This window comes from Dinoroseobacter shibae DFL 12 = DSM 16493 (assembly GCF_000018145.1).
GTDB lineage: Bacteria > Pseudomonadota > Alphaproteobacteria > Rhodobacterales > Rhodobacteraceae > Dinoroseobacter > Dinoroseobacter shibae.
The window spans coordinates 2,182,776-2,200,578 of the sequence record NC_009952.1; the positions used below are offsets into that span (position 1 = coordinate 2,182,776).

The following is a 17,803-nucleotide window of genomic DNA, read 5'->3' on the forward strand; positions in this document are numbered from 1 at the left end:
CCCGGCAATGCCGGGCGAAGGACCGGGACGGCAGAATGGCCGACAGTATCGAGACCGAAAGCCGCAAGCTTCTCAGACGCTTGCAGGCCACGCTTGCCGAGGCGGGCGCGGGTCAGGAACGGCTGGACAAGATCACCAGCCTGATCGCCGACAGCATGCGCACCGAGGTCTGCTCGATCTACCTGTTCCGGGATCCCGACACGTTGGAGCTGTGCGCGACCGAAGGGCTCAATCCCGAAGCGGTGCACAAGACCCGGATGCGCATCGGCGAGGGTCTCGTCGGACGTGTCGCCCGGACCTCGCGCGCGATCAACACCGCAGACGCGCCCAGCACCAAGGGGTTCCGCTACATGCCGGAGACCGGGGAGGAGGTCTATTCGAGCTTCCTCGGCGTCCCGATCCAGCGCCTTGGCGAAACCCTCGGTGTGCTCGTGGTGCAATCCCGCGCCAAGCGGGAGTATTCCACCGACGAGATCTACGCCCTCGAAGTCGTGGCCATGGTGCTGGCCGAGATGAAAGAGCTTGGCGCCTTCACCGGCGAGGGAGCGGCGCTGGCCGCGCCGCATCAGAACCCCATCATGATCCGCGGCGGCGTCGCCCAGGAAGGCATCGCCAAGGGCCATGTCTATCTGCACGAGCCGCGCGTGGTCGTCACCAAGCTGGTCTCAGACGACCCGGAAGCCGAGCTTGTCCGCCTCCGCGGGGCGGTGGACCAGTTGCGCGTCTCCGTGGACGAGATGCTCGACATCGCACCCAAGGGCGATGCCGAACAGCTCCAGATCCTCGAAGCCTACCGGATGTTCGCCAACTCCCGCGGCTGGATGCGCCGCATGGAGGAAAGCATCGACAGCGGTCTTTCGGCCGAAGCGGCTGTCGAGAAGGAGCAATCGGCCGCCCGCTCCCGGATGGAGCGCGTGCCCGACGCCTATCTGCGCGAACGGCTGCACGACCTCGACGACCTTTCGAACCGGCTTCTGCGGCTGCTCACGGGCCAGGGCGGCGAAACCGGGGCCGAGATCCCCGCCGACCCGATCCTCGTGGCGCGCAATATCGGCCCCGGCGAGCTTCTGGATTACGGTCGTGCGCTCAAGGGCATCATCCTGGAGGAAGGCTCGGTTGGCTCCCACGCGGCCATCGTCGCGCGCGCCCTGGCGATCCCCCTGATCGTCCATGCCAAACGCATCACGACCGAGGCGCTGAATGGCGATCTGGTGCTGGTGGACGGCGAGCAGGGGATCGTGCACCTGCGCCCCGACGACCGGGTGCTGGCGCATTTCACCGACAAGATCGCCATGCAGGCCAAGGCGCAGGAGCGCTATGCCTCGATCCGCGACAAACCGGCCGAAACCCTTTGCGGCAGCGTGATTTCCCTGACCATGAACGCGGGGCTGATGGCGGATCTGCCGTCGCTGCCGAGCTCGGGGGCCGAAGGTGTCGGGCTTTTCCGGACCGAGTTGCAATTCCTGACCCGCTCCAAGGTGCCACGCCGCTCGGAACTGGCCGAGATCTACGCCCGGGTGCTGGACGCGGCCGATGGCAAGCGCGTGGTCTTCCGGACGCTGGATATCGGGTCCGACAAGGTGCTGCCCTACATGAAACCCCAGGACGAGCCGAACCCGGCCCTGGGTTGGCGCGCGATCCGGGTCGGGCTGGACAAGCCCGGCGTGATGCGGATGCAGCTGCAGGCCCTGATCCGGGGGGCCAACGGGCGGCCCCTGACGGTGATGTTTCCCTTCATCGCCCAGCTGGAGGAATTTACCCGCGCCCGCGACGCCCTGCTGCGCGAGATCGACCGCGAGGCCGCACTTGGACGCACCCTGCCCGAGAGCGTCGAGATCGGCGCGATGCTGGAAACCCCCAGCCTGGCCTTTGCGCCCAACTCCTTCTTCGAGATGGCGGATTTCGTCTCCATCGGCGGCAATGATCTCAAACAGTTCTTCTTTGCCGCGGATCGCGAGAACGAGCGGGTGCGCCGCCGCTACGACACGCTGAACGTCAGTTTCCTGAGCCTGATCGAGCTGATCGTGAGCCGGTGCCGCGATGTGGGCACGCCGCTGAGCTTCTGCGGCGAGGATGCGGGCCGCCCGATCGAGGCGCTGTGCTTTGCCGCCATGGGGTTGCGGTCGCTGTCCATGCGCCCGGCCTCCATCGGGCCGGTCAAACATCTGTTGCGGCGCTCCGACCTGCGCGAGGCCCGCGCCGTGATCACCCAGGCGCGCGCCTCGGGCGCCATGACCGTACGCCCCGCGGTGATGGAGTGGCTGCGCCACCAGAACTAGCCCGCCGGCAGCACCGCGTCCTCCAGCCGACCGAAGATCGGGCAGCCCAGCGTGGTGCGCAGGGCGGCCACCAGCTCATCCACAGTTTCCGTCGTCAGGTACAGTCCACCGGTCTGATCCGCGAGGCAGCGCGCCACGGTCTGCCCCTGCCGGTAATCATGCTGGTTCTCGCTGTCCCAGCTGAAATGCTCGCCGCGCAGCTTGAAGCCGATCACATGCACGGTCAGCGCGGGCGCATCGGCCGCCAGTTCGGCCGCAAGCTGACATGGCGCACCCCCGCAGGTTTCCTTGCCGTCCGTGACCAGCACCACGACCCCGGGGCGGGTCCGGTAATCGAGCGCTTCTGCCGCGCGGGCCACCGACGCTGTCAGCGGGGTGTTGCCCGACGGCATGAGCCGGTCAATCTCGGCGATCATCCGGGGCGCGGCGTCGGGGATCGGGGAAAACCGCAGATCGATATTGTCACACGCCTCCCGCGGGCCGGGGCCATAGACCAGCAGGCCGAGATTCCGCACCGGGGCGACCTGCGGCATGACCTGCCGGATGGCGCGCCGCGCGGCGAAGATGCGCGGCTCGTCCATCAGGTTGAAGCCCATCTCCGACATCGACCCGGACCCGTCGAACACCACCATCGCGTCCTCGCTGCAGCCCTGCGCCGCACCGGCATGGGGCACGGGCATGAGCCCCGCGACCGCGCAAGCGGCGATCAGGGACAGGCTGCGCCCCAAGGGCCTGGGGAGGGATCCGACCATGCCCGAGCCTGACACGCCCGGGCCCGGTCTGTCTACGGCGCCGGGGTCGCGGGCGTGACCTCGCCGCGCACATCGTCCCACGCGCCCGCGCTCAGCGCCTGGACCAGCACCCGGTCGGGATTGGTCGGCGGGGGCATCTCGATCCCCTCGGCCCGGACAAAGCCGAACCGGCCGTAATAGGGCGCATCGCCCACCAGCAGGACCCGCGTCCAGCCCAGTGCCGCGGCCTTCTCCAGACCCGCCTGGATCAGCAGCGCGCCCAACCCCTCCCCCTGCCGGGTCGGGTGCACCGCCACCGGACCGAGCAGCAGCGCCTCCGCCCCACCCACGCGGATCGGCCAGAACCGGATCGCGCCACCGACCCCGCCCAGCGCATTGTCCTCGTTCGGCGCCACCAGGCACAGCGCGCCCACTGGCGGAACCCCGTCGCGCAGCCGGTAGGATGACAGCGCCTCGCGACCGGGCGCGAAGCACAGATCGAAGAGCGCCTCCACCTCCCACCAATCGCCTGGTTCTTCCTGCCGCAATTGCACCGGGGCGCTCCGTTTTTTTGCTGGCTCCGCGCCTATCACAGGCGTTAGGTGATGCGCAAACAACGAGGAGTTTCCATGTTCTACCGCCCCGAAGAGGGACACGGGCTGCCCCACAATCCGTTCAACGCCATCGTCGCGCCGCGCCCTATCGGCTGGATTTCCAGCCGCGGCGCGGACGGGCAGGACAACCTCGCCCCCTACTCCTTCTTCAACGCCGTGGCTTACGTACCGCCGCAGGTGATGTTCGCCTCGACCTCCGCCAAGGAGGATCGCGGCGACACCAAGGACAGCGTGGCAAATATCCGCGAAACCGGCGTGTTCTGTGTGAACATCGTCTCCTATGCCTTGCGCGACGTGATGAATGTCAGCTCCGGCAGCTACCCTGCGGAAGTGGACGAGTTCGCCCGCGCGGGCATCGAGAAGGCGCCGTGCGAGACCATCGACTGCGCCCGCGTGGCCGCAGCCCCCGCCAACCTGGAATGCAGGCTCACGCAGATCGTGCAACTGGAGGGCCCATCGAATTTCGTGGTCTTCGGTCAGGTCACGGGCATCCACATGCGCGACGAGCACCTGGTCGACGGGCGGTTCGACGTGACCACTTTCCGGCCGCTGTCGCGGCTCGGCTACAGGGACTATGCCTGCGTCGACAATCTGTTCTCGCTGGCGCGCCCGGACGACTGAGCCGCTCAGGCCCCGATCAGCGCGTAGCGCGTCAGACCGTAGAGATAGAGCGCGCTGAACAGGATGTTGATGTATTTCAACTGCCGCTCGCCATGGAGCCAGGCGCAGAGGATCCAGATCAGGCAGAAGGGCAAGCCCAGCACCATGGGCCAGGGATGCCAGTTCTGCACGATGGCCACGGTGCTGGCCACGCCCAGGCACAGCGCGAGCCATTTCAGATGCTGTTCATGGCGCATCAGCCAGGCTTCCAGACGGGCGGATAGCGGACGACGCACGATCATGGCGCGACACCTTTCCAGGAATTACCGATGTGGGGGGACGGGTCTTCTCTGCCACCCGTCCCTTCCGCTCTAATCCCAAACCCGTCCGTCTGGCAAGTGTCCCGTCGCCGCTCAGTGTCCCCCGCCAAGGATACCGGTCTTGACCTGGTAGTCGGCGGCGATGGCGTAGTCGGGGTCATCGTCGCTGTCGATCATCAACTGACCCGCCTTGGTCAGCAACTGGTGACAGTCCCGGCTCAGGTGGCGCAGTTGCAGGTTCTTGCCCGCATCGGCGTATTTTGCGGCCATGGCTTCGATGGCGGTCAGCGCGGATTGGTCGACCACCCGGCTGTCGGCGAAGTCCACGATGACCTGACCCGGATCATGGGTCACATCGAACAGCTCGACGAACCCGGCCGACGAGCCGAAAAAGAGCGGCCCCTGCACCTGGTACACCTTCGCCCCCTCGGGGGTGGTGTAGGTCTTGGCGTGAATGCGCGAGGCGTTATTCCAGGCATAGGCCAGCGCCGAGACGATCACCCCCACCACCACCGCGATGGCAAGGTCTGTCAGCACCGTGACCACCGTCACCAGCACGATAACCAGCGCATCCGTCAACGGCACCCGGCGCAGGATCGTCAGGGATTGCCAGGCGAAGGTGCCGATCACCACCATGAACATTACGCCCACGAGGGCCGCGAGCGGGATCTGCTCGATCAGCGGCGAGGCCGCCACGATGAACAGCAACAGAAAGAGCGCCGCCGCCACCCCGGCGATCCGCGTCCGCCCACCGGATTTCACGTTGATCATCGACTGGCCGATCATCGCGCAGCCGCCCATGCCGCCGAAAAACCCGGTCACGGTATTGGCGACGCCTTGGGCGATGCACTCCTGGCTCGCGCCGCCCCGCTTGCCGGTGATCTCCCCCACCAGGTTCAGGGTCAGCAGGCTCTCGATCAGGCCGATGGCCGCGAGTATGAAGGCATAGGGCGCGATGATCTGAAGCGTCTCCATGTTCAGCGGCACCATGGGGATATGCAGGCTCGGCAAGCCCCCCGCGATGGAGGCGAGATCCCCCACCCGCGGCACGTCGATCCCGAAGGCGATGACCAGAACCGCCACGATCCCGATCCCCGCCAGCGGCGCGGGAATAACGCGTGTGATCTTGGGCATGCCCCAGATGATCGCCATGGTCAGCGCCACCAGACCCAGCATTATCACCAGCGGCCAGCCGGTCATCCAGACCATCTCTCCAGCGTCGTTGGGCACCTTGAACTGGGTCAGCTGCGCCAGGAAGATCACGATGGCCAGCCCGTTGACGAAGCCCAGCATGACCGGATGCGGCACCAGCCGGATGAACTTGCCCAGCTTGAAGATGCCGAAGAGGATCTGGAGGATCCCCATCAACACCACCGTGGCGAACAGGTACTCGACCCCGTGCTCGGCCACCAGCGCCACCATGACCACGGCCAGCGCGCCCGTCGCGCCCGAGATCATGCCCGGCCGCCCCCCGATCAGCGCCGTGATCAGACCCACGATGAAGGCCGCGTAAAGTCCCACCAGCGGATGCACCCCCGCCACGAAGGCAAACGCCACGGCCTCGGGCACGAGGGCCAGCGCCACGGTCAGGCCGGACAACAACTCGATCCGAATGCGCGAGATGCTGAGGGTTTCATCGGCGGTCGGGGCGGAAAAGGCGATACGATTGGCAAAGGATGCCAGCAGAGCTCGGGGCACGGGGAAACCTCGGGAAACGGGAATGGGGGTTGGGCGCGTCGTACCCGGTTTGGACCGGCCTGCATAGCCCCGAGATGCAATGCCGCCCTGCACTTGGTGCAATACGGTCGCGCTCCGGCGGGCCCGGCCCATTGACCTTGCGTCCCGCGCTGCCTAGCCATTATGGGGACAACGCGGGGGCTATGATGCAGACATATATTGGAATTATCGGCGGATCTGGACTCTACGAGATCGACGGGCTCGAAGGGGCCACATGGACCACCGTGGACAGCCCCTGGGGCACGCCTTCAGATGCGATCCTGACCGGCACGCTCGACGGGGTGAAGATGGCGTTCCTGCCGCGTCATGGCCGAGGCCATGTGCACAGCCCCAGCACCGTGCCCTACCGCGCCAATGTCGACGCGCTGAAACGGCTCGGCGTGACGGATGTGATCTCGGTCTCCGCCTGCGGATCGTTCCGCGAAGAGATGGCACCGGGCGATTTCGTGATCGTCGATCAGTTCATCGACCGGACCTTCGCACGGGAGAAATCGTTTTTCGGCACCGGCTGCGTGGCCCATGTCAGCGTCGCGCATCCGACCTGCCCCCGGCTCGGCGCCGCCTGCCTCACGGCCGGGCGCGATGCGGGCATCACAGTGCATGAAACCGGCACCTACCTCGCGATGGAGGGGCCGCAATTCTCTACCCTCGCCGAGAGCAAGATGTACCGCGAAAGCTGGGGCTGCGACGTGATCGGCATGACCAACATGCCCGAGGCCAAGCTCGCGCGCGAGGCGGAGCTGTGTTACGCAAGCGTCGCGATGATCACCGATTACGACAGCTGGCATCCCGACCACGGCGAGGTGGATGTCAACGAGATCATCAAGACCCTGATGGGCAACTCCGAGAAGGCCAAGGGGCTGGTCGCACGCCTGCCCAAGCTGCTGGGGGCCGACCGCGCCCCCTGCCCCCATGGTTGCGATCGCGCGCTGGACTACGCGATCCTCACCGCGCCGGAGAAACGCGACCCGGCGCTGGTCGCCAAGCTGGACGCCGTGGCCGGGCGTGTGCTCTGAACGGGCGCGGCGGGGGGCCAGCCCCCCGCACCCCCCGGGATATTTCCGGACTTGAGGGAATGGATGCGCAGCACCCTGCTGCGTGTGCATAATGGACAGAAAATGACCAGCACGCTAGCTTTGACGCAAGGTATGCGAAGGGGTGTCCAGCCATGTGCCAGATCTTCTCTCATCAGGATCCCGAACGGTACGCCTGTACCACGCGGCGCTTGCGCCTGAACGGGCAAAGCACGTCGATCCGTCTGGAAAACAGCTTCTGGGCCATCCTCGACGAGATGGCCGAAGCCGAGGGCCGCAGCACACCGGCCTTTATCTCCACCTTGCATGGCGAGGTCCTCGAAGCGCGTGGCGAGCCGGTGAATTTCACCTCGCTCCTGCGCTGCACCGCCCTGCTTTACATCGAGACACGCAGCGCAGTCGGCAACGGCATCGCAGCCGAGTAGACCGCCCGCGCATGACCGCATAAATTACGGGCAGTAGTAAAACCCTACTACCCGGCCCTCGTTGCCCTGGCGTTACCCTGATCGTCCAAGGAACAAGACACCAGGGAGGTTGGATTGGCCAAGGCGATCCACAGCATGATCCGCGTTCTGGACGAGGCGCGGTCGGTCGATTTCTACAAGCGCGCCTTCGGGCTCGATGTGGCCGACAGGCTCGATTTCTCGGACTTCACGCTCGTCTATCTCAGTAATGACGAGACCGGCTTCGAGCTGGAGCTGACAGTCAACAAGGGCCAGACCGAGCCCTATGACCTGGGCAATGGTTACGGGCATTTCGCGGTCTCGGTCGATGATCTGGACGCGGAACACGCCCGCTTCGAGGCCGAGGGCCTCAACCCCCGAAAATTGGTGGAATTCGCCCCCGACGGGAAGCTCGTCGGGCGGTTTTTCTTCGTGGCCGATCCGGACGGGTACCAGATCGAGGTGCTCGAACGCAGCGGACGCTTTCAATAGGCGCGGCGGGGAGGCCGCGCATCATTTCTGGGAGGAAAACATGATCGAGACCAAAGGGCCCAAGGGCCTGACACGACGGGCGCTTTTGTCCCGTGCCACGGCGGCGGGCGCAAGCTTCGTGGTCGGCGCGGGGTTTGTCGCCGGGCGCGACGCGGCCTGGGCGGCCGAAACCGTCGCGCTGAAACCAGAAACCTTCGCCACGCTGGTGCAGATGGCACGGGATATCTATCCGCACGACCACGTGGGCGACAAGTTCTACGCCGCCGCGGTCAAGGGCTATGACACCGACGACGACGCCGGGACCATCGAGAACGGCATTGCCGACCTGAATGCCGCCGCGCGCAACGCAGGCTATGACAGCTACCTCGCCATAGGCTGGGAGCGCGACCGCGTCGACATCCTGCGCGGCATGGAAAACAGCCCGTTCTTCCAGCAGATCCGCGGCGGTCTCGTCACCGGGCTTTATAACCAGAAAGAGGTCTGGCCTCTGTTCGGGTATGAAGGCGAGAGTTTCACCAAGGGTGGCTATCTCGCAAACGGTTTCGACGACATCGATTGGGTCTGAGGGAGGAGACGAACATGGCAACGACGTTCGATCTGAACGACGACTCTGTCGTCGTGGTTATCGGCACCGGCGCGGGGGGCGGAACGCTCGCCAATGAGCTGGCGCAAAAAGGTGTGAAAGTGGTCTCGCTGGAGGCGGGCGCGTTCCACGAACCGCAGGACTTCCTGCAGGATGAGTGGGCGAGCTTTGGCCAGTTGGCCTGGCTGGATGCGCGCACGACCTCCGGCGACTGGCGGGTCAGCCGGGATTTCTCCGGGTTGCCCGCATGGATCGTGAAATCCGTCGGCGGCTCTGCGGTGCACTGGGCGGGCGCGAGCCTGCGGTTCCAGGAGCATGAATGGAAGGCGCGCACGACCTATGGCAACGTGCCCGGCGCGTCCCTGCTGGACTGGCCGATCGATGCCTCGGAGATGGATCCGTGGTACACCGCGGCCGAAGACAAGATGCACGTCACCCGCACCGGGGATCGGCCCGGCCTGCCCGGCAACAACAACTACAAGGTGTTCGAAGCGGGCGCCAAGGCGCTCGGCTACAAGGACGTGCACACCGGCCGGATGGCCATCAAGAGTTCAACCAACGCGGACGGCACCCCGTGCCAGCAGATGGGCTTCTGTTTCCAGGGCTGCAAGGTCGCGGCCAAGTGGTCGCCCAGCTATGACGAAATCCCGCGCGCACTGGATACCGGCAATTACGAACTGCGCACCCAGGCCCATGTTCTGAAGATCGAGCATGACGACACGGGCAAGGTCACCGGCGTGCTCTACGCGGATGCGGACGGCAACCAGCATTTGCAAAAGGCGCGCGTGGTGGCCGTGGCGGGCAACTCGATCGAAAGCCCACGGCTCCTGCTGAACTCCGCCTCGTCCATGTTCCCCGATGGGTTGGCGAACTCGTCTGGCCAGGTCGGGCGCAACTATATGCGCCACATGACGGCCTCGGTCTATGCGACCTTCGACAAACCGGTGAAGATGTGGCGCGGCACGACCATGGCCGGGATCATCACCGACGAGGCCCGGCACGACCCGTCCCGCGGCTTTGTCGGCGGCTACGAGATGGAGACGCTCAGCCTCGGCCTGCCCTTCATGGCCGCCTTCCTCGACCCCGGCGCCTGGGGGCGGGAATTCACCTCCGCGCTCGATGCCTATGAGAACATGGCGGGCATGTGGCTCGTGGGCGAGGACATGCCCCAGGAGACCAACCGGGTCACGCTCAATACCGATGTTCTGGACCAGTACGGGCTGCCGGCACCGAACGTGCATTTCGACGACCACCCCAACGATATCGCCATGCGCAACCACGCCTGGCAACAGGGGCAGGCGATCTACGAGGCGGTGGGGGCGACCCGCACCTTCCCGACGCCGCCCTATCCCAGCACGCACAACCTCGGCACCAACCGGATGTCCGAGAATGCGCGCGATGGGGTGGTGAACAAATGGGGGCAAACCCACGACATCCCCAACCTGTTCATCTCGGACGGCTCGCAGTTCACGACCGGCGCGGCAGAGAACCCGACCCTGACCATCGTGGCGCTGGCCATGCGGCAGGCAGACCACATTGCCCGGGAGATGACGGCCCAAAACCTCTGAGCCTGCGAATTTGCCAACACGCAAGGCCACCCGGCAACGGGTGGCCTTTTGCGTATGTCTCGCAAGGTTGGACGGAACACCGCGTCAGTCCACGGTCATCCCTGTGCATGGGTCTGCGTCAGGCCGCGCCTGTGCGGTTGTGTGCAATGCGGGACTTTTCAGACCTTCGCCGCACATGCACCATCGGCGGTTCTGGATGAACTGGCTGATCCGCGTTCGGTCGTTTTTGGCGGGGACAGAAACGTTTGGATTTCGGCGGACCTCTCGGTAAGGAGAGGGCTCGGCAAGTCAGCCAAATCGCGACTTCGCCGACCTGGACCCGATTGGCTGCTGTCCGCACTCAGACATCATTCACGCGACGCGCGGCACCTAGCAAGATGCGCCTCTCCCAGACGGGCGGGGCGCCACTTCGGACGGGGACTGTCCGGAGTGGCGCGGGCCGTGTCAGGGCTGGGCCGCGTACCAGTCGCAGCCGAACCGCTCCGTCTTCCGGGGCGCCATCACCGGCAGTTGCAAGCTCAGGATGCCGGTCATGTCGATGACGCTTTCGAGCGGCGGGATGCCAATCTCTTCGCGGACTTCGATGTATTCGGGCGTGCCAACGGGGAAGGTCCACCAGACAGCATCGTTGATGTCGCGCGAGGGGGCCTCGACACGGTAGACCTCTACCTGAACCGTCTCCAGCCCGACGAAACCCCGGCCCGGCGAGCGGGTGACCGTCTCGCTGTTCACCTCTTCGGTCTCGATCTCCTCCAGGAATTCCTTTTCGACGACTTGCGTGAGCCCGAAGGACTTGCTGGCCATTGCAGTGAACTCGCCTTTGGCGCTGCCGAGCGACCCCCCGAACGAACTGCTCTGGTTGGCCGTGAAGGTCGTCTGGAAGAGACGGCGGGTGGCGTTGAGCTCCCTGGTGCGGTCCAGCTCGAAGGTCTCGATCAGCTCCCCCTGCGGCACGACGCCGATGATCGCGGTATGGCGGCCGGGCTCCGGCTGGCTGGGTTGGTAGTCGCGGATGAAGTGGACGGCAAGCTGGTCCAGTTCGCTGCCGGAACGCCCGCCAAGGCCGAGCACGCGAATGTCCGTGAGCTCATGTCGCGTGCCGCCATTGCCGCCATGGACCAACTCGCGGCCGCGGTTGGTGCGCAGCTCGATCCGGTCGACCCGGCTTCCTGATCTGATCACCATTTCATTGATGTATTCGTCGCTGCTGAACGACAGACCGCTCTCTTTCTTCCCGCCGTTGCCGCCGTAGCGGGCATTGTCCAGCCGCAGCTCGTCGATCCGCGAGGCGGAACTCAGGCCGATCGCTTCGAACCCGGCGATGTCAAATGCGTCGCCGCCGCGTCCACCAAAGGTAAGTGTCTCGATGCTCATTGTCAGTGTACTCCTCAAAGGGTTTCGATGCCCTTGGTCGCAGTACTCATCGCAGCGGTTCAGATTTTTTAACCGCGCACCTGTCGTGCCTTCAGACGCGCTCAGAGCTGATGACGCCGGAGTGCGCCAAGCGGTAGCCGCAATCCGAGAAGCGGACATCGGTGCGAGGTGGAGCGCCCACTAGTTCGGGCTCACGGCGGTCATCCGATCCCAAAGCTCTGAACGAAGTCTCGCATCGACCGATGCGCCTTTTTCTCCAGCGGACTCTAGGCTGCTTGACCAGCGCGCGCGCATTGCCAAGGATGCGCGCGTCTCGGACCCTAGGAAAGACTGCCCATGACCCCCCGCAAAACCCTCAGAGACTACATCCGCACCATCCCCGACTTCCCCCATGAGGGGATCATGTTCCGCGATGTCACCACCCTTTTCGCCGACCCGCGCGGCTTTCGCATCGCTGTGGACCAGCTGCTCGACCCGTTCGTGGACGTGAAGATCGACAAGGTCGCGGGGCTGGAGGCGCGGGGCTTCATCCTCGGCGGGGCCGTGGCGCATCAACTCAGCGTCGGCTTCGTGCCGATCCGCAAGAAGGGCAAGCTGCCCGGCAAGACAATCGCGCAGGATTACGTGCTCGAATACGGCAAGGCGACGGTGGAGATCCACGACGACGCCTTCCAGCCCGGCGAGCGTGTGCTGCTGGTCGACGATCTTCTGGCCACGGGCGGAACCGCGCGGGCGGGCATCCAGTTGATCGAACGGCTGGGGGCCGAGGTGGTGGGCTGCGCCTTCTTGATCGACCTGCCCGATCTCGGCGGACGCAAGCTGCTCGAAGAGATGGATATGGGGGTCCACGCCCTGACGTCCTTCGACGGCGACTGACCGGCTCCGCGGCGGGCGTGATCACGGGCCTGTCACGGCTTTGTCACGGGCCTCCGGCGTGGAAGGTGATAGACCCGCGGGATCACGAAAGGACACCCCATGCACAGCCCCCTCCCCCTCGCCGCCCTGGTTCTGAGCGCACTGCCTCTCGCCGCCTCCGCCGGGATGATCGAAAAGGCCAGCCCCCACACCGTGGCCCAAACCCTCGACCGGCTCGAAGCCGCCGTGACCGGCGTGGGCGCCACGATCTTCGCCCGGATCGACCATGCGGGCGGCGCAGCCAAGATCGGCGCGGAGCTGCGACCCACCGAGGTCCTGATCTTCGGCAACCCCGCCCTGGGCACCCCCGCGATGCAGGACGCGCAGACCGCGGGGCTCGACCTGCCCTTGCGCGTGCTGGCCTACCGGGATGCCGACGGACAGGTGCGCGTCGCCTACCATGCTCCGGCGGATCTGGTCGCGACCCACGGGCTGCCCGCGGACGCCGCCTACCTGGCGAAGATGACCGGCGCGCTGGAGGCGCTGACCGCCAAGGCGGTGGCGGCGGAGTAGCCCGGACGCCCGCCACCTGCATATGCAGGGTGCCGGAAACCGGTCAAATCCTAACGGTTTGCTAACGACTCGGCGCTATGGTGATTACTGTCGATGCAGCGATCGACAGGTTTCCCTAAGGTTGACTGACCCGGCCCGTGACCCTCACGGCGCCGGGCTTTTTTCCCCCGGATCCTTGCGCCGGATCGGTCACGTCCGGGCGCGCAGCACCGCACCGGGGTTCATCAGCCCGTGTGGGTCTAGCGCATCCTTGATCGCGCGCATCGCCGCCTGCTTCACCGGATCGCCGTAGCGTTCAAGATCCTCGACCTTCAGCCGCCCCACCCCGTGCTCGGCCGAAACCGACCCGCCCAGCTCATGCACCAGATCATGCACGCAGGTCTTGATCGCGGGCCGTTCGTCCTCGTGATCGGCCCGGCTGCGGCCCGGTTGCGGGAAAACGTTATAGTGCAGGTTTCCGTCGCCCACATGGCCGAAGCAGTTGATCCGGTAATCCCCGATCCCGGCCAGCCGCGCCGTGGCGGTCTCGATGAAGTTGGGGATCTCCGATAGGGGCACCGAGATGTCATGGGACGACACCGACCCGATCCGCCGATTGGCCTCGGGGATGTTCTCCCGCAGCGCCCAGAGCGCGTCCGCCTGCGCCTCGGACTGGGCGATCACCCCGTCAGACACCAGCCCCGCCTCCGCCGCCCGGGCAAAAAGCGTCTCCAGCGCGCCCTCGGGATCGAACCCGCTGGCACCTGCCAGATCGATCAGCACCGACCAGGCGGGCACCGGATCGAGGGGCGCGCGCATCTCCGGCATGGTCTCGGCAAAGAACTCGAACCCGCGCCCCGAGATCAGCTCGAAGGCCGAAATCGTGTCGCCCGCAACCTCCCCCGCAAGCGCCAGCAGGTCGAGCGCCGCGGCGGGGCTGTCGACCACCAGCAGCCCGACCCCGTGGCGCTGCGGCAGGGGTGACAGGCGCAGCGCCGCGCCGGTGATGATCCCCAGCGTGCCCTCCGCCCCGATCAGCAGGTGGCGCAGATCGTAGCCCATGTTGTTCTTCCGCAGCCGCGTCAGCCCGTGCCAGATCGCCCCATCCGGCATCACCGCCTCCAGCCCAAGACACAAGTCCCGCGCATTGCCGTAGCGCAGCACATTGACCCCGCCCGCATTCGTGGCCAACACCCCGCCGATGGTGGCCGAGCCCTCGGAAGCCAGCGACAGCGGAAAGAGCCGCCCGACATCCCTGGCCGCCTGCTGCACCTCGGCCAGCACCGCGCCCGCGTCGGCCACCAGCACGTTCTCCTCGGGATAGACCGCGCGGATGGACCGCATCCGCCGCAGGGACAGGATCACTGGCACCGGACCCGCGGGCGCGATCTGCCCGCCCACGAGGCCCGTGCCGCCGCCGTAGGGGATGATCGGCACCTTGTGCGCCTGGGCCAGCCGCACCAGCGTCGCCACCTCCTCGGTCGCGCCCGGCGCCACCAGCAGCCCGCCGGAGCCCGCATACCGTCCCCGCGGCTCTTCGAGATAGGCCGCCGACAACTCGGGAAAGGCCGCCTCCGGCAGGGCGGCGCGCACGGCGGTCTCGAAATCGGCAGGCACGGTGTCCAGCATCTCTGTCTCCTGATCTGTCGCGTTCTTGTCCCCGCAGCGCCCCGGCGGGTCAAGCTCAGCCGTCGTCGCGCAGCCAGGCCGGGCGCAGCACCACCACCGTCGGCTCCGACGGCAGGCTGCGGAGCGAGACCTCGATGAAATTCTCCTCCCGCCGGTCGATGCGGAACTCATCGGCCATGCCGTCCAGGAACTTCTCCAGGGTGAAGTCCCCGAACCAGTGCATCGGAATGATGACCGAGGACCGCAGCCGCTTGAGCAGGTCGATCATCACCTCCTGCGGCACCGTATAGCCGCCGTCGACCGGTGCCATCACCACGTCGAGCCGGCCCAGCGCCGCGAATTGCCGATCGTTGAGCGCGTGATGCAGGTGCCCCAGATGCCCGATGCAGAGCCCTGCAATTTCGAACACGAAGATCGAGTTGCCCAGGGGCGCGCTCACCGTGCCGAAGCCCGAGCGCACATCCGTGGGCACATTCCGCACAAGCACCTCGCCCAGTTCCAGGTAATGCTCGATCGGATTGGCGCCGTTGGGGTTCCATCCGGGCAAAACGTGGGGAATGCGCGGGTCCGGGGTGTCGGTCCAATGGGTCGAATGGGCGTTGTTCATCGTGACCACATCGGGAAAGAAATCCGTGTTGCCCAGAAACCCGGTGTAATCGGTGACCGCCGAGAAGCCCTCCGGCCCCTCCAGCAGGAAGCTGGCATGGGCGATATAGCTCAGCCGCACGGTGAACTCCTGCAGGGGCTGTCCGAAACTGGCCTTCTGAATGTACTCGATCCCCGGCGCAGCATCCGCGATGGCGATGCAATGGCTGGGCTTGCGGGCCTGGGCCTCTGCCGGGGCGGCAAGCCCCATGGCAGCGAGAGCGGCGGCGAAAAGAGAGATGCAGCGCATGGGCGAACCTCCTGTCGGGCGCGGGCCTGCGGGGCAGACCAGGGTAAACCGGGATACCTTGTCCATATAGGGCCGCACGGGCCTCTGTCCGCTTTTGCCGCCGCGCCGCGCCGGGATCGCCGCGGGATGGCGGCCGGGTGCCGCATCTTCAAGCAGACCGAACCGGCCATGCCGCGCCAGAAAGCGGATGCACCGCCCGCCCAACCCGCGTATCCATTGGGCAACGAAACGCGACGAGAGGACAGGCCATGCGGCGGAAACTGGCGGCGGGAAACTGGAAGATGAACGGGCTGCGCGCGGCCCTCGCGGAAGCGGAGGCGATCACGGCCGCGGCCGCTGCGGACGGACCCGAGGTCCTGCTCTGCCCGCCCGCGACGCTCCTGGCGCCCATGGCGGCGCAGGCCGAGGGCACCGCCCTGCAGATCGGCGGGCAGTATTGCCATCCCGCCCCCTCGGGCGCCCATACGGGCCATGTCTCGGCGCCGATGCTGCGCGATGCCGGGGCCAGCTACGTGATCGTGGGGCATTCCGAACGGCGCCAGGACGACGGCGAGCGCGACGCGGATGTGCGCGCCCAGACGCTCGCGGCCTGGCAAGCCGGGCTGACCGCCATCGTCTGCGTGGGCGAGACCGAGGCCGAACGCGATGCCGCCAACACGCTGGCGATCATCGGCGGGCAACTGGCGGGCTCCATCCCCGATACCGCCACGGGTGCCAATCTCGTGGTGGCCTATGAGCCGGTCTGGGCCATCGGCACGGGCCGGGTGCCCAGCGTCGACCAGATCGGCGAGGTGCATGATTTCATCCGCGCGCGACTGGAACAACGTTTCGGCGAAGGCGTGGGGCGGTCGGTACGGCTGCTCTATGGCGGCTCGGTCAAACCCGGCATCGCCGCCGAGATCTTCGCCGTGTCCAACGTGGACGGGGCGCTTGTGGGCGGCGCATCCCTGAAGGCGGCGGATTTCACCGGGATCATCGCCGCACTGGGCTGAGGGTCCGGTTGGGGCGCTGCCCCCGCCGCGCTGCGCGCGTCTCCCCCGGAGAATTTCGGCACAGATGAAGAGGCTTTGCCGCGCGCGGGGCTCAGGCGCTTTGCGGTTCTTCGGCGGTCCCGGACCGTTGCAGCTTGATCGGCTCGGTTCTCGCCAGCCGGATGACATGGGACATGAAGGGCAGCGTGGTCTCGGTGTCGCGCGTGGCCGCATAGAGCCGCTTGGTCACGCCGCTCTCCGTCAGCGGCCGCGTGACATAGTCCGAATTGTAGCGCACCTCCCGCACCACCCAGTCGGGCAGCACCGCGACCCCCCGATTGGACGCCACCAGCAGAAGGATCACCGCCGTCAGCTCCACCTGCCGGACCGCGCGCGGCTCGATCCGCGCCGGGATCAGCAGTTCGGAGAACACGTCGAGCCGGGCGCGATCCACCGGGTAGGTGATCAGCAGCTCGTCGCGGAAATCCTCTGCCTCGACAAAGGGTTTGGCCGCCAGCGGATGGGCGGCGGACGCGACGAACACGGGCTCGTAGTCGAAGAGCGGGGTGAAATCGACGCCCGGCAACTCTTCCGGATCCGACGAGATCACCAGGTCCACCTCTTCGCGCTGCAAGGCGGGCAGCGCCTGGAATTGCAGCCCCGGGCGGATGTCCACATCCACGTCCGGCCAGGCCTTGCGGAACTGCTCCAGCACCGGAAACAGCCACTCGTAACAGGCGTGGCATTCGATGGCGATATGCAGCCGCCCGGTCTTGCCCGCCTTGATCCCGCGGAACTCTTCCTCCAGCGCGGCGACCTGGGGCAGCACCTGCTCGGCCAGCCGCAACAGCCGCATGCCCGCCGCCGACAGCTTCAGCGGCTTGGAGCGGCGCACGAACAGCTCCAGCCCCGCCTGGTCCTCCAACCCCTTGATCTGATGGGACAAGGCCGATTGCGTGATGTTGAGCTGATCGGCCGCCTTGGCCAGACCTCCGGCCTCGTGGATCGCCTTGACCGTGCGCAGATGTCGAAATTCCAGATGCATGACCTGAGCCGCCTTCATGTTCATCTTGAAGATTATGAAATTGTCTCAGTTTGGCAAGTATGGGAAACATCCGGTCAGCCA

General features: G+C 66.3%; 18 protein-coding genes. 10 read left to right on the forward strand and 8 right to left on the reverse strand.

Annotation, left to right across the window (positions count from 1 at the left end; translation table 11 throughout):
- The first annotated feature begins 35 nt into the window (after positions 1 to 35).
- Entirely contained in the window at positions 36 to 2,279 is a 2,244-nt protein-coding gene (ptsP, locus tag DSHI_RS10495; RefSeq protein WP_012178732.1) for a phosphoenolpyruvate--protein phosphotransferase, read from the forward strand.
- On the opposite strand, the gene DSHI_RS10500 is transcribed toward ptsP, so the two are convergent.
- Together DSHI_RS10500 and DSHI_RS10505 are read right to left on the reverse strand one after the other, a co-directional pair.
- Positions 2,276 to 3,031, reverse strand: a complete 756-nt coding sequence (locus tag DSHI_RS10500; RefSeq protein WP_012178733.1) for a vWA domain-containing protein — start codon at positions 3,029 to 3,031, stop codon at positions 2,276 to 2,278. The genes ptsP and DSHI_RS10500 overlap by 4 nt on opposite strands.
- 32 nt (positions 3,032 to 3,063) lie before the next feature.
- On the reverse strand, positions 3,064 to 3,564 hold the full coding sequence (locus tag DSHI_RS10505; protein ID WP_012178734.1) for a GNAT family N-acetyltransferase: 501 nt from the start codon (positions 3,562 to 3,564) through the stop codon (positions 3,064 to 3,066).
- A gap of 75 nt (positions 3,565 to 3,639) precedes the next feature.
- On the opposite strand from DSHI_RS10505, the gene DSHI_RS10510 reads away from it, so the two are divergent.
- Positions 3,640 to 4,245, forward strand: a complete 606-nt coding sequence (locus DSHI_RS10510; RefSeq protein ID WP_012178735.1) for a flavin reductase family protein — start codon at positions 3,640 to 3,642, stop codon at positions 4,243 to 4,245.
- A gap of 5 nt (positions 4,246 to 4,250) precedes the next feature.
- On the opposite strand, the gene DSHI_RS10515 is transcribed toward DSHI_RS10510, so the two are convergent.
- Complete coding sequence (locus tag DSHI_RS10515) at positions 4,251 to 4,526, reverse strand: hypothetical protein (protein WP_012178736.1); 276 nt, start codon at positions 4,524 to 4,526, stop codon at positions 4,251 to 4,253.
- 111 nt (positions 4,527 to 4,637) lie between these two features.
- Positions 4,638 to 6,242 carry a SulP family inorganic anion transporter gene (locus tag DSHI_RS10520; protein WP_012178737.1) on the reverse strand — a complete coding sequence of 535 codons (1,605 nt, stop codon included), beginning with the start codon at positions 6,240 to 6,242 and terminating at the stop codon, positions 4,638 to 4,640.
- A gap of 182 nt (positions 6,243 to 6,424) precedes the next feature.
- On the opposite strand from DSHI_RS10520, the gene DSHI_RS10525 reads away from it, so the two are divergent.
- The 5 genes from DSHI_RS10525 to DSHI_RS10545 all read left to right on the forward strand — a co-directional run bounded on the left by DSHI_RS10525 (position 6,425) and on the right by DSHI_RS10545 (position 10,401).
- Entirely contained in the window at positions 6,425 to 7,297 is an 873-nt protein-coding gene (locus DSHI_RS10525; protein WP_044027774.1) for an S-methyl-5'-thioadenosine phosphorylase, read from the forward strand.
- A gap of 152 nt (positions 7,298 to 7,449) precedes the next feature.
- On the forward strand, positions 7,450 to 7,740 hold the full coding sequence (locus tag DSHI_RS10530; RefSeq protein WP_012178739.1) for a ribbon-helix-helix domain-containing protein: 291 nt from the start codon (positions 7,450 to 7,452) through the stop codon (positions 7,738 to 7,740).
- A 114-nt stretch (positions 7,741 to 7,854) separates the two neighbouring features.
- Positions 7,855 to 8,250 carry a VOC family protein gene (locus DSHI_RS10535; RefSeq protein ID WP_012178740.1) on the forward strand — a complete coding sequence of 132 codons (396 nt, stop codon included), beginning with the start codon at positions 7,855 to 7,857 and terminating at the stop codon, positions 8,248 to 8,250.
- A 40-nt stretch (positions 8,251 to 8,290) separates the two neighbouring features.
- Positions 8,291 to 8,815, forward strand: coding sequence for a hypothetical protein (locus DSHI_RS10540; RefSeq protein WP_012178741.1), 525 nt, complete (start codon positions 8,291 to 8,293; stop codon positions 8,813 to 8,815).
- Positions 8,816 to 8,829: 14 nt separating this feature from the next.
- Complete coding sequence (locus DSHI_RS10545; protein WP_012178742.1) at positions 8,830 to 10,401, forward strand: GMC family oxidoreductase; 1,572 nt, start codon at positions 8,830 to 8,832, stop codon at positions 10,399 to 10,401.
- Between the two features lie 444 nt (positions 10,402 to 10,845).
- On the opposite strand, the gene DSHI_RS21395 is transcribed toward DSHI_RS10545, so the two are convergent.
- Entirely contained in the window at positions 10,846 to 11,775 is a 930-nt protein-coding gene (locus tag DSHI_RS21395) for a jacalin-like lectin (RefSeq protein WP_012178743.1), read from the reverse strand.
- Positions 11,776 to 12,111: 336 nt separating this feature from the next.
- Here DSHI_RS21395 and DSHI_RS10555 point away from each other — a divergent pair, with 336 nt between their 5' ends.
- Complete coding sequence (locus tag DSHI_RS10555; RefSeq protein ID WP_012178744.1) at positions 12,112 to 12,651, forward strand: adenine phosphoribosyltransferase; 540 nt, start codon at positions 12,112 to 12,114, stop codon at positions 12,649 to 12,651.
- 99 nt (positions 12,652 to 12,750) lie between these two features.
- Positions 12,751 to 13,203: a DUF302 domain-containing protein gene (locus DSHI_RS10560; RefSeq protein WP_012178745.1), complete on the forward strand. Its 453-nt coding sequence runs from the start codon at positions 12,751 to 12,753 to the stop codon at positions 13,201 to 13,203.
- A 189-nt stretch (positions 13,204 to 13,392) separates the two neighbouring features.
- On the opposite strand, the gene DSHI_RS10565 is transcribed toward DSHI_RS10560, so the two are convergent.
- Together DSHI_RS10565 and DSHI_RS10570 are read right to left on the reverse strand one after the other, a co-directional pair.
- A complete protein-coding gene (locus DSHI_RS10565; protein ID WP_012178746.1) occupies positions 13,393 to 14,811 on the reverse strand; it encodes an FAD-binding oxidoreductase in 1,419 nt (472 codons plus the stop codon).
- Positions 14,812 to 14,866: 55 nt separating this feature from the next.
- The gene (locus DSHI_RS10570) at positions 14,867 to 15,706 is read right to left on the reverse strand and encodes an MBL fold metallo-hydrolase (protein ID WP_012178747.1); all 840 of its coding nucleotides are present in this window, start codon (positions 15,704 to 15,706) and stop codon (positions 14,867 to 14,869) included.
- A 248-nt stretch (positions 15,707 to 15,954) separates the two neighbouring features.
- Here DSHI_RS10570 and tpiA point away from each other — a divergent pair, with 248 nt between their 5' ends.
- Positions 15,955 to 16,698: a triose-phosphate isomerase gene (gene tpiA, locus DSHI_RS10575; RefSeq protein WP_012178748.1), complete on the forward strand. Its 744-nt coding sequence runs from the start codon at positions 15,955 to 15,957 to the stop codon at positions 16,696 to 16,698.
- A 91-nt stretch (positions 16,699 to 16,789) separates the two neighbouring features.
- On the opposite strand, the gene DSHI_RS10580 is transcribed toward tpiA, so the two are convergent.
- Positions 16,790 to 17,722 carry a LysR family transcriptional regulator gene (locus DSHI_RS10580; protein WP_044028675.1) on the reverse strand — a complete coding sequence of 311 codons (933 nt, stop codon included), beginning with the start codon at positions 17,720 to 17,722 and terminating at the stop codon, positions 16,790 to 16,792.
- Between the last annotated feature and the right edge of the window lie 81 nt (positions 17,723 to 17,803).

What these genes read in the sequence shown, in the direction of transcription:
- ptsP (WP_012178732.1), top strand. Translation starts at nt 36, where the DNA reads ATGGCCGACAGTATCGAGACCGAAAGCCGCAAGCTTCTCAGACGCTTG.
- DSHI_RS10500 (WP_012178733.1), bottom strand. Translation starts at nt 3,031, where the DNA reads ATGGTCGGATCCCTCCCCAGGCCCTTGGGGCGCAGCCTGTCCCTGATC.
- DSHI_RS10510 (WP_012178735.1), top strand. Translation starts at nt 3,640, where the DNA reads ATGTTCTACCGCCCCGAAGAGGGACACGGGCTGCCCCACAATCCGTTC.
- DSHI_RS10515 (WP_012178736.1), bottom strand. Translation starts at nt 4,526, where the DNA reads ATGATCGTGCGTCGTCCGCTATCCGCCCGTCTGGAAGCCTGGCTGATG.
- DSHI_RS10525 (WP_044027774.1), top strand. Translation starts at nt 6,425, where the DNA reads ATGATGCAGACATATATTGGAATTATCGGCGGATCTGGACTCTACGAG.
- DSHI_RS10530 (WP_012178739.1), top strand. Translation starts at nt 7,450, where the DNA reads ATGTGCCAGATCTTCTCTCATCAGGATCCCGAACGGTACGCCTGTACC.
- DSHI_RS10540 (WP_012178741.1), top strand. Translation starts at nt 8,291, where the DNA reads ATGATCGAGACCAAAGGGCCCAAGGGCCTGACACGACGGGCGCTTTTG.
- DSHI_RS10545 (WP_012178742.1), top strand. Translation starts at nt 8,830, where the DNA reads ATGGCAACGACGTTCGATCTGAACGACGACTCTGTCGTCGTGGTTATC.
- DSHI_RS21395 (WP_012178743.1), bottom strand. Translation starts at nt 11,775, where the DNA reads ATGAGCATCGAGACACTTACCTTTGGTGGACGCGGCGGCGACGCATTT.
- DSHI_RS10555 (WP_012178744.1), top strand. Translation starts at nt 12,112, where the DNA reads ATGACCCCCCGCAAAACCCTCAGAGACTACATCCGCACCATCCCCGAC.
- DSHI_RS10560 (WP_012178745.1), top strand. Translation starts at nt 12,751, where the DNA reads ATGCACAGCCCCCTCCCCCTCGCCGCCCTGGTTCTGAGCGCACTGCCT.
- DSHI_RS10565 (WP_012178746.1), bottom strand. Translation starts at nt 14,811, where the DNA reads ATGCTGGACACCGTGCCTGCCGATTTCGAGACCGCCGTGCGCGCCGCC.
- DSHI_RS10570 (WP_012178747.1), bottom strand. Translation starts at nt 15,706, where the DNA reads ATGCGCTGCATCTCTCTTTTCGCCGCCGCTCTCGCTGCCATGGGGCTT.
- tpiA (WP_012178748.1), top strand. Translation starts at nt 15,955, where the DNA reads ATGCGGCGGAAACTGGCGGCGGGAAACTGGAAGATGAACGGGCTGCGC.
- DSHI_RS10580 (WP_044028675.1), bottom strand. Translation starts at nt 17,722, where the DNA reads ATGCATCTGGAATTTCGACATCTGCGCACGGTCAAGGCGATCCACGAG.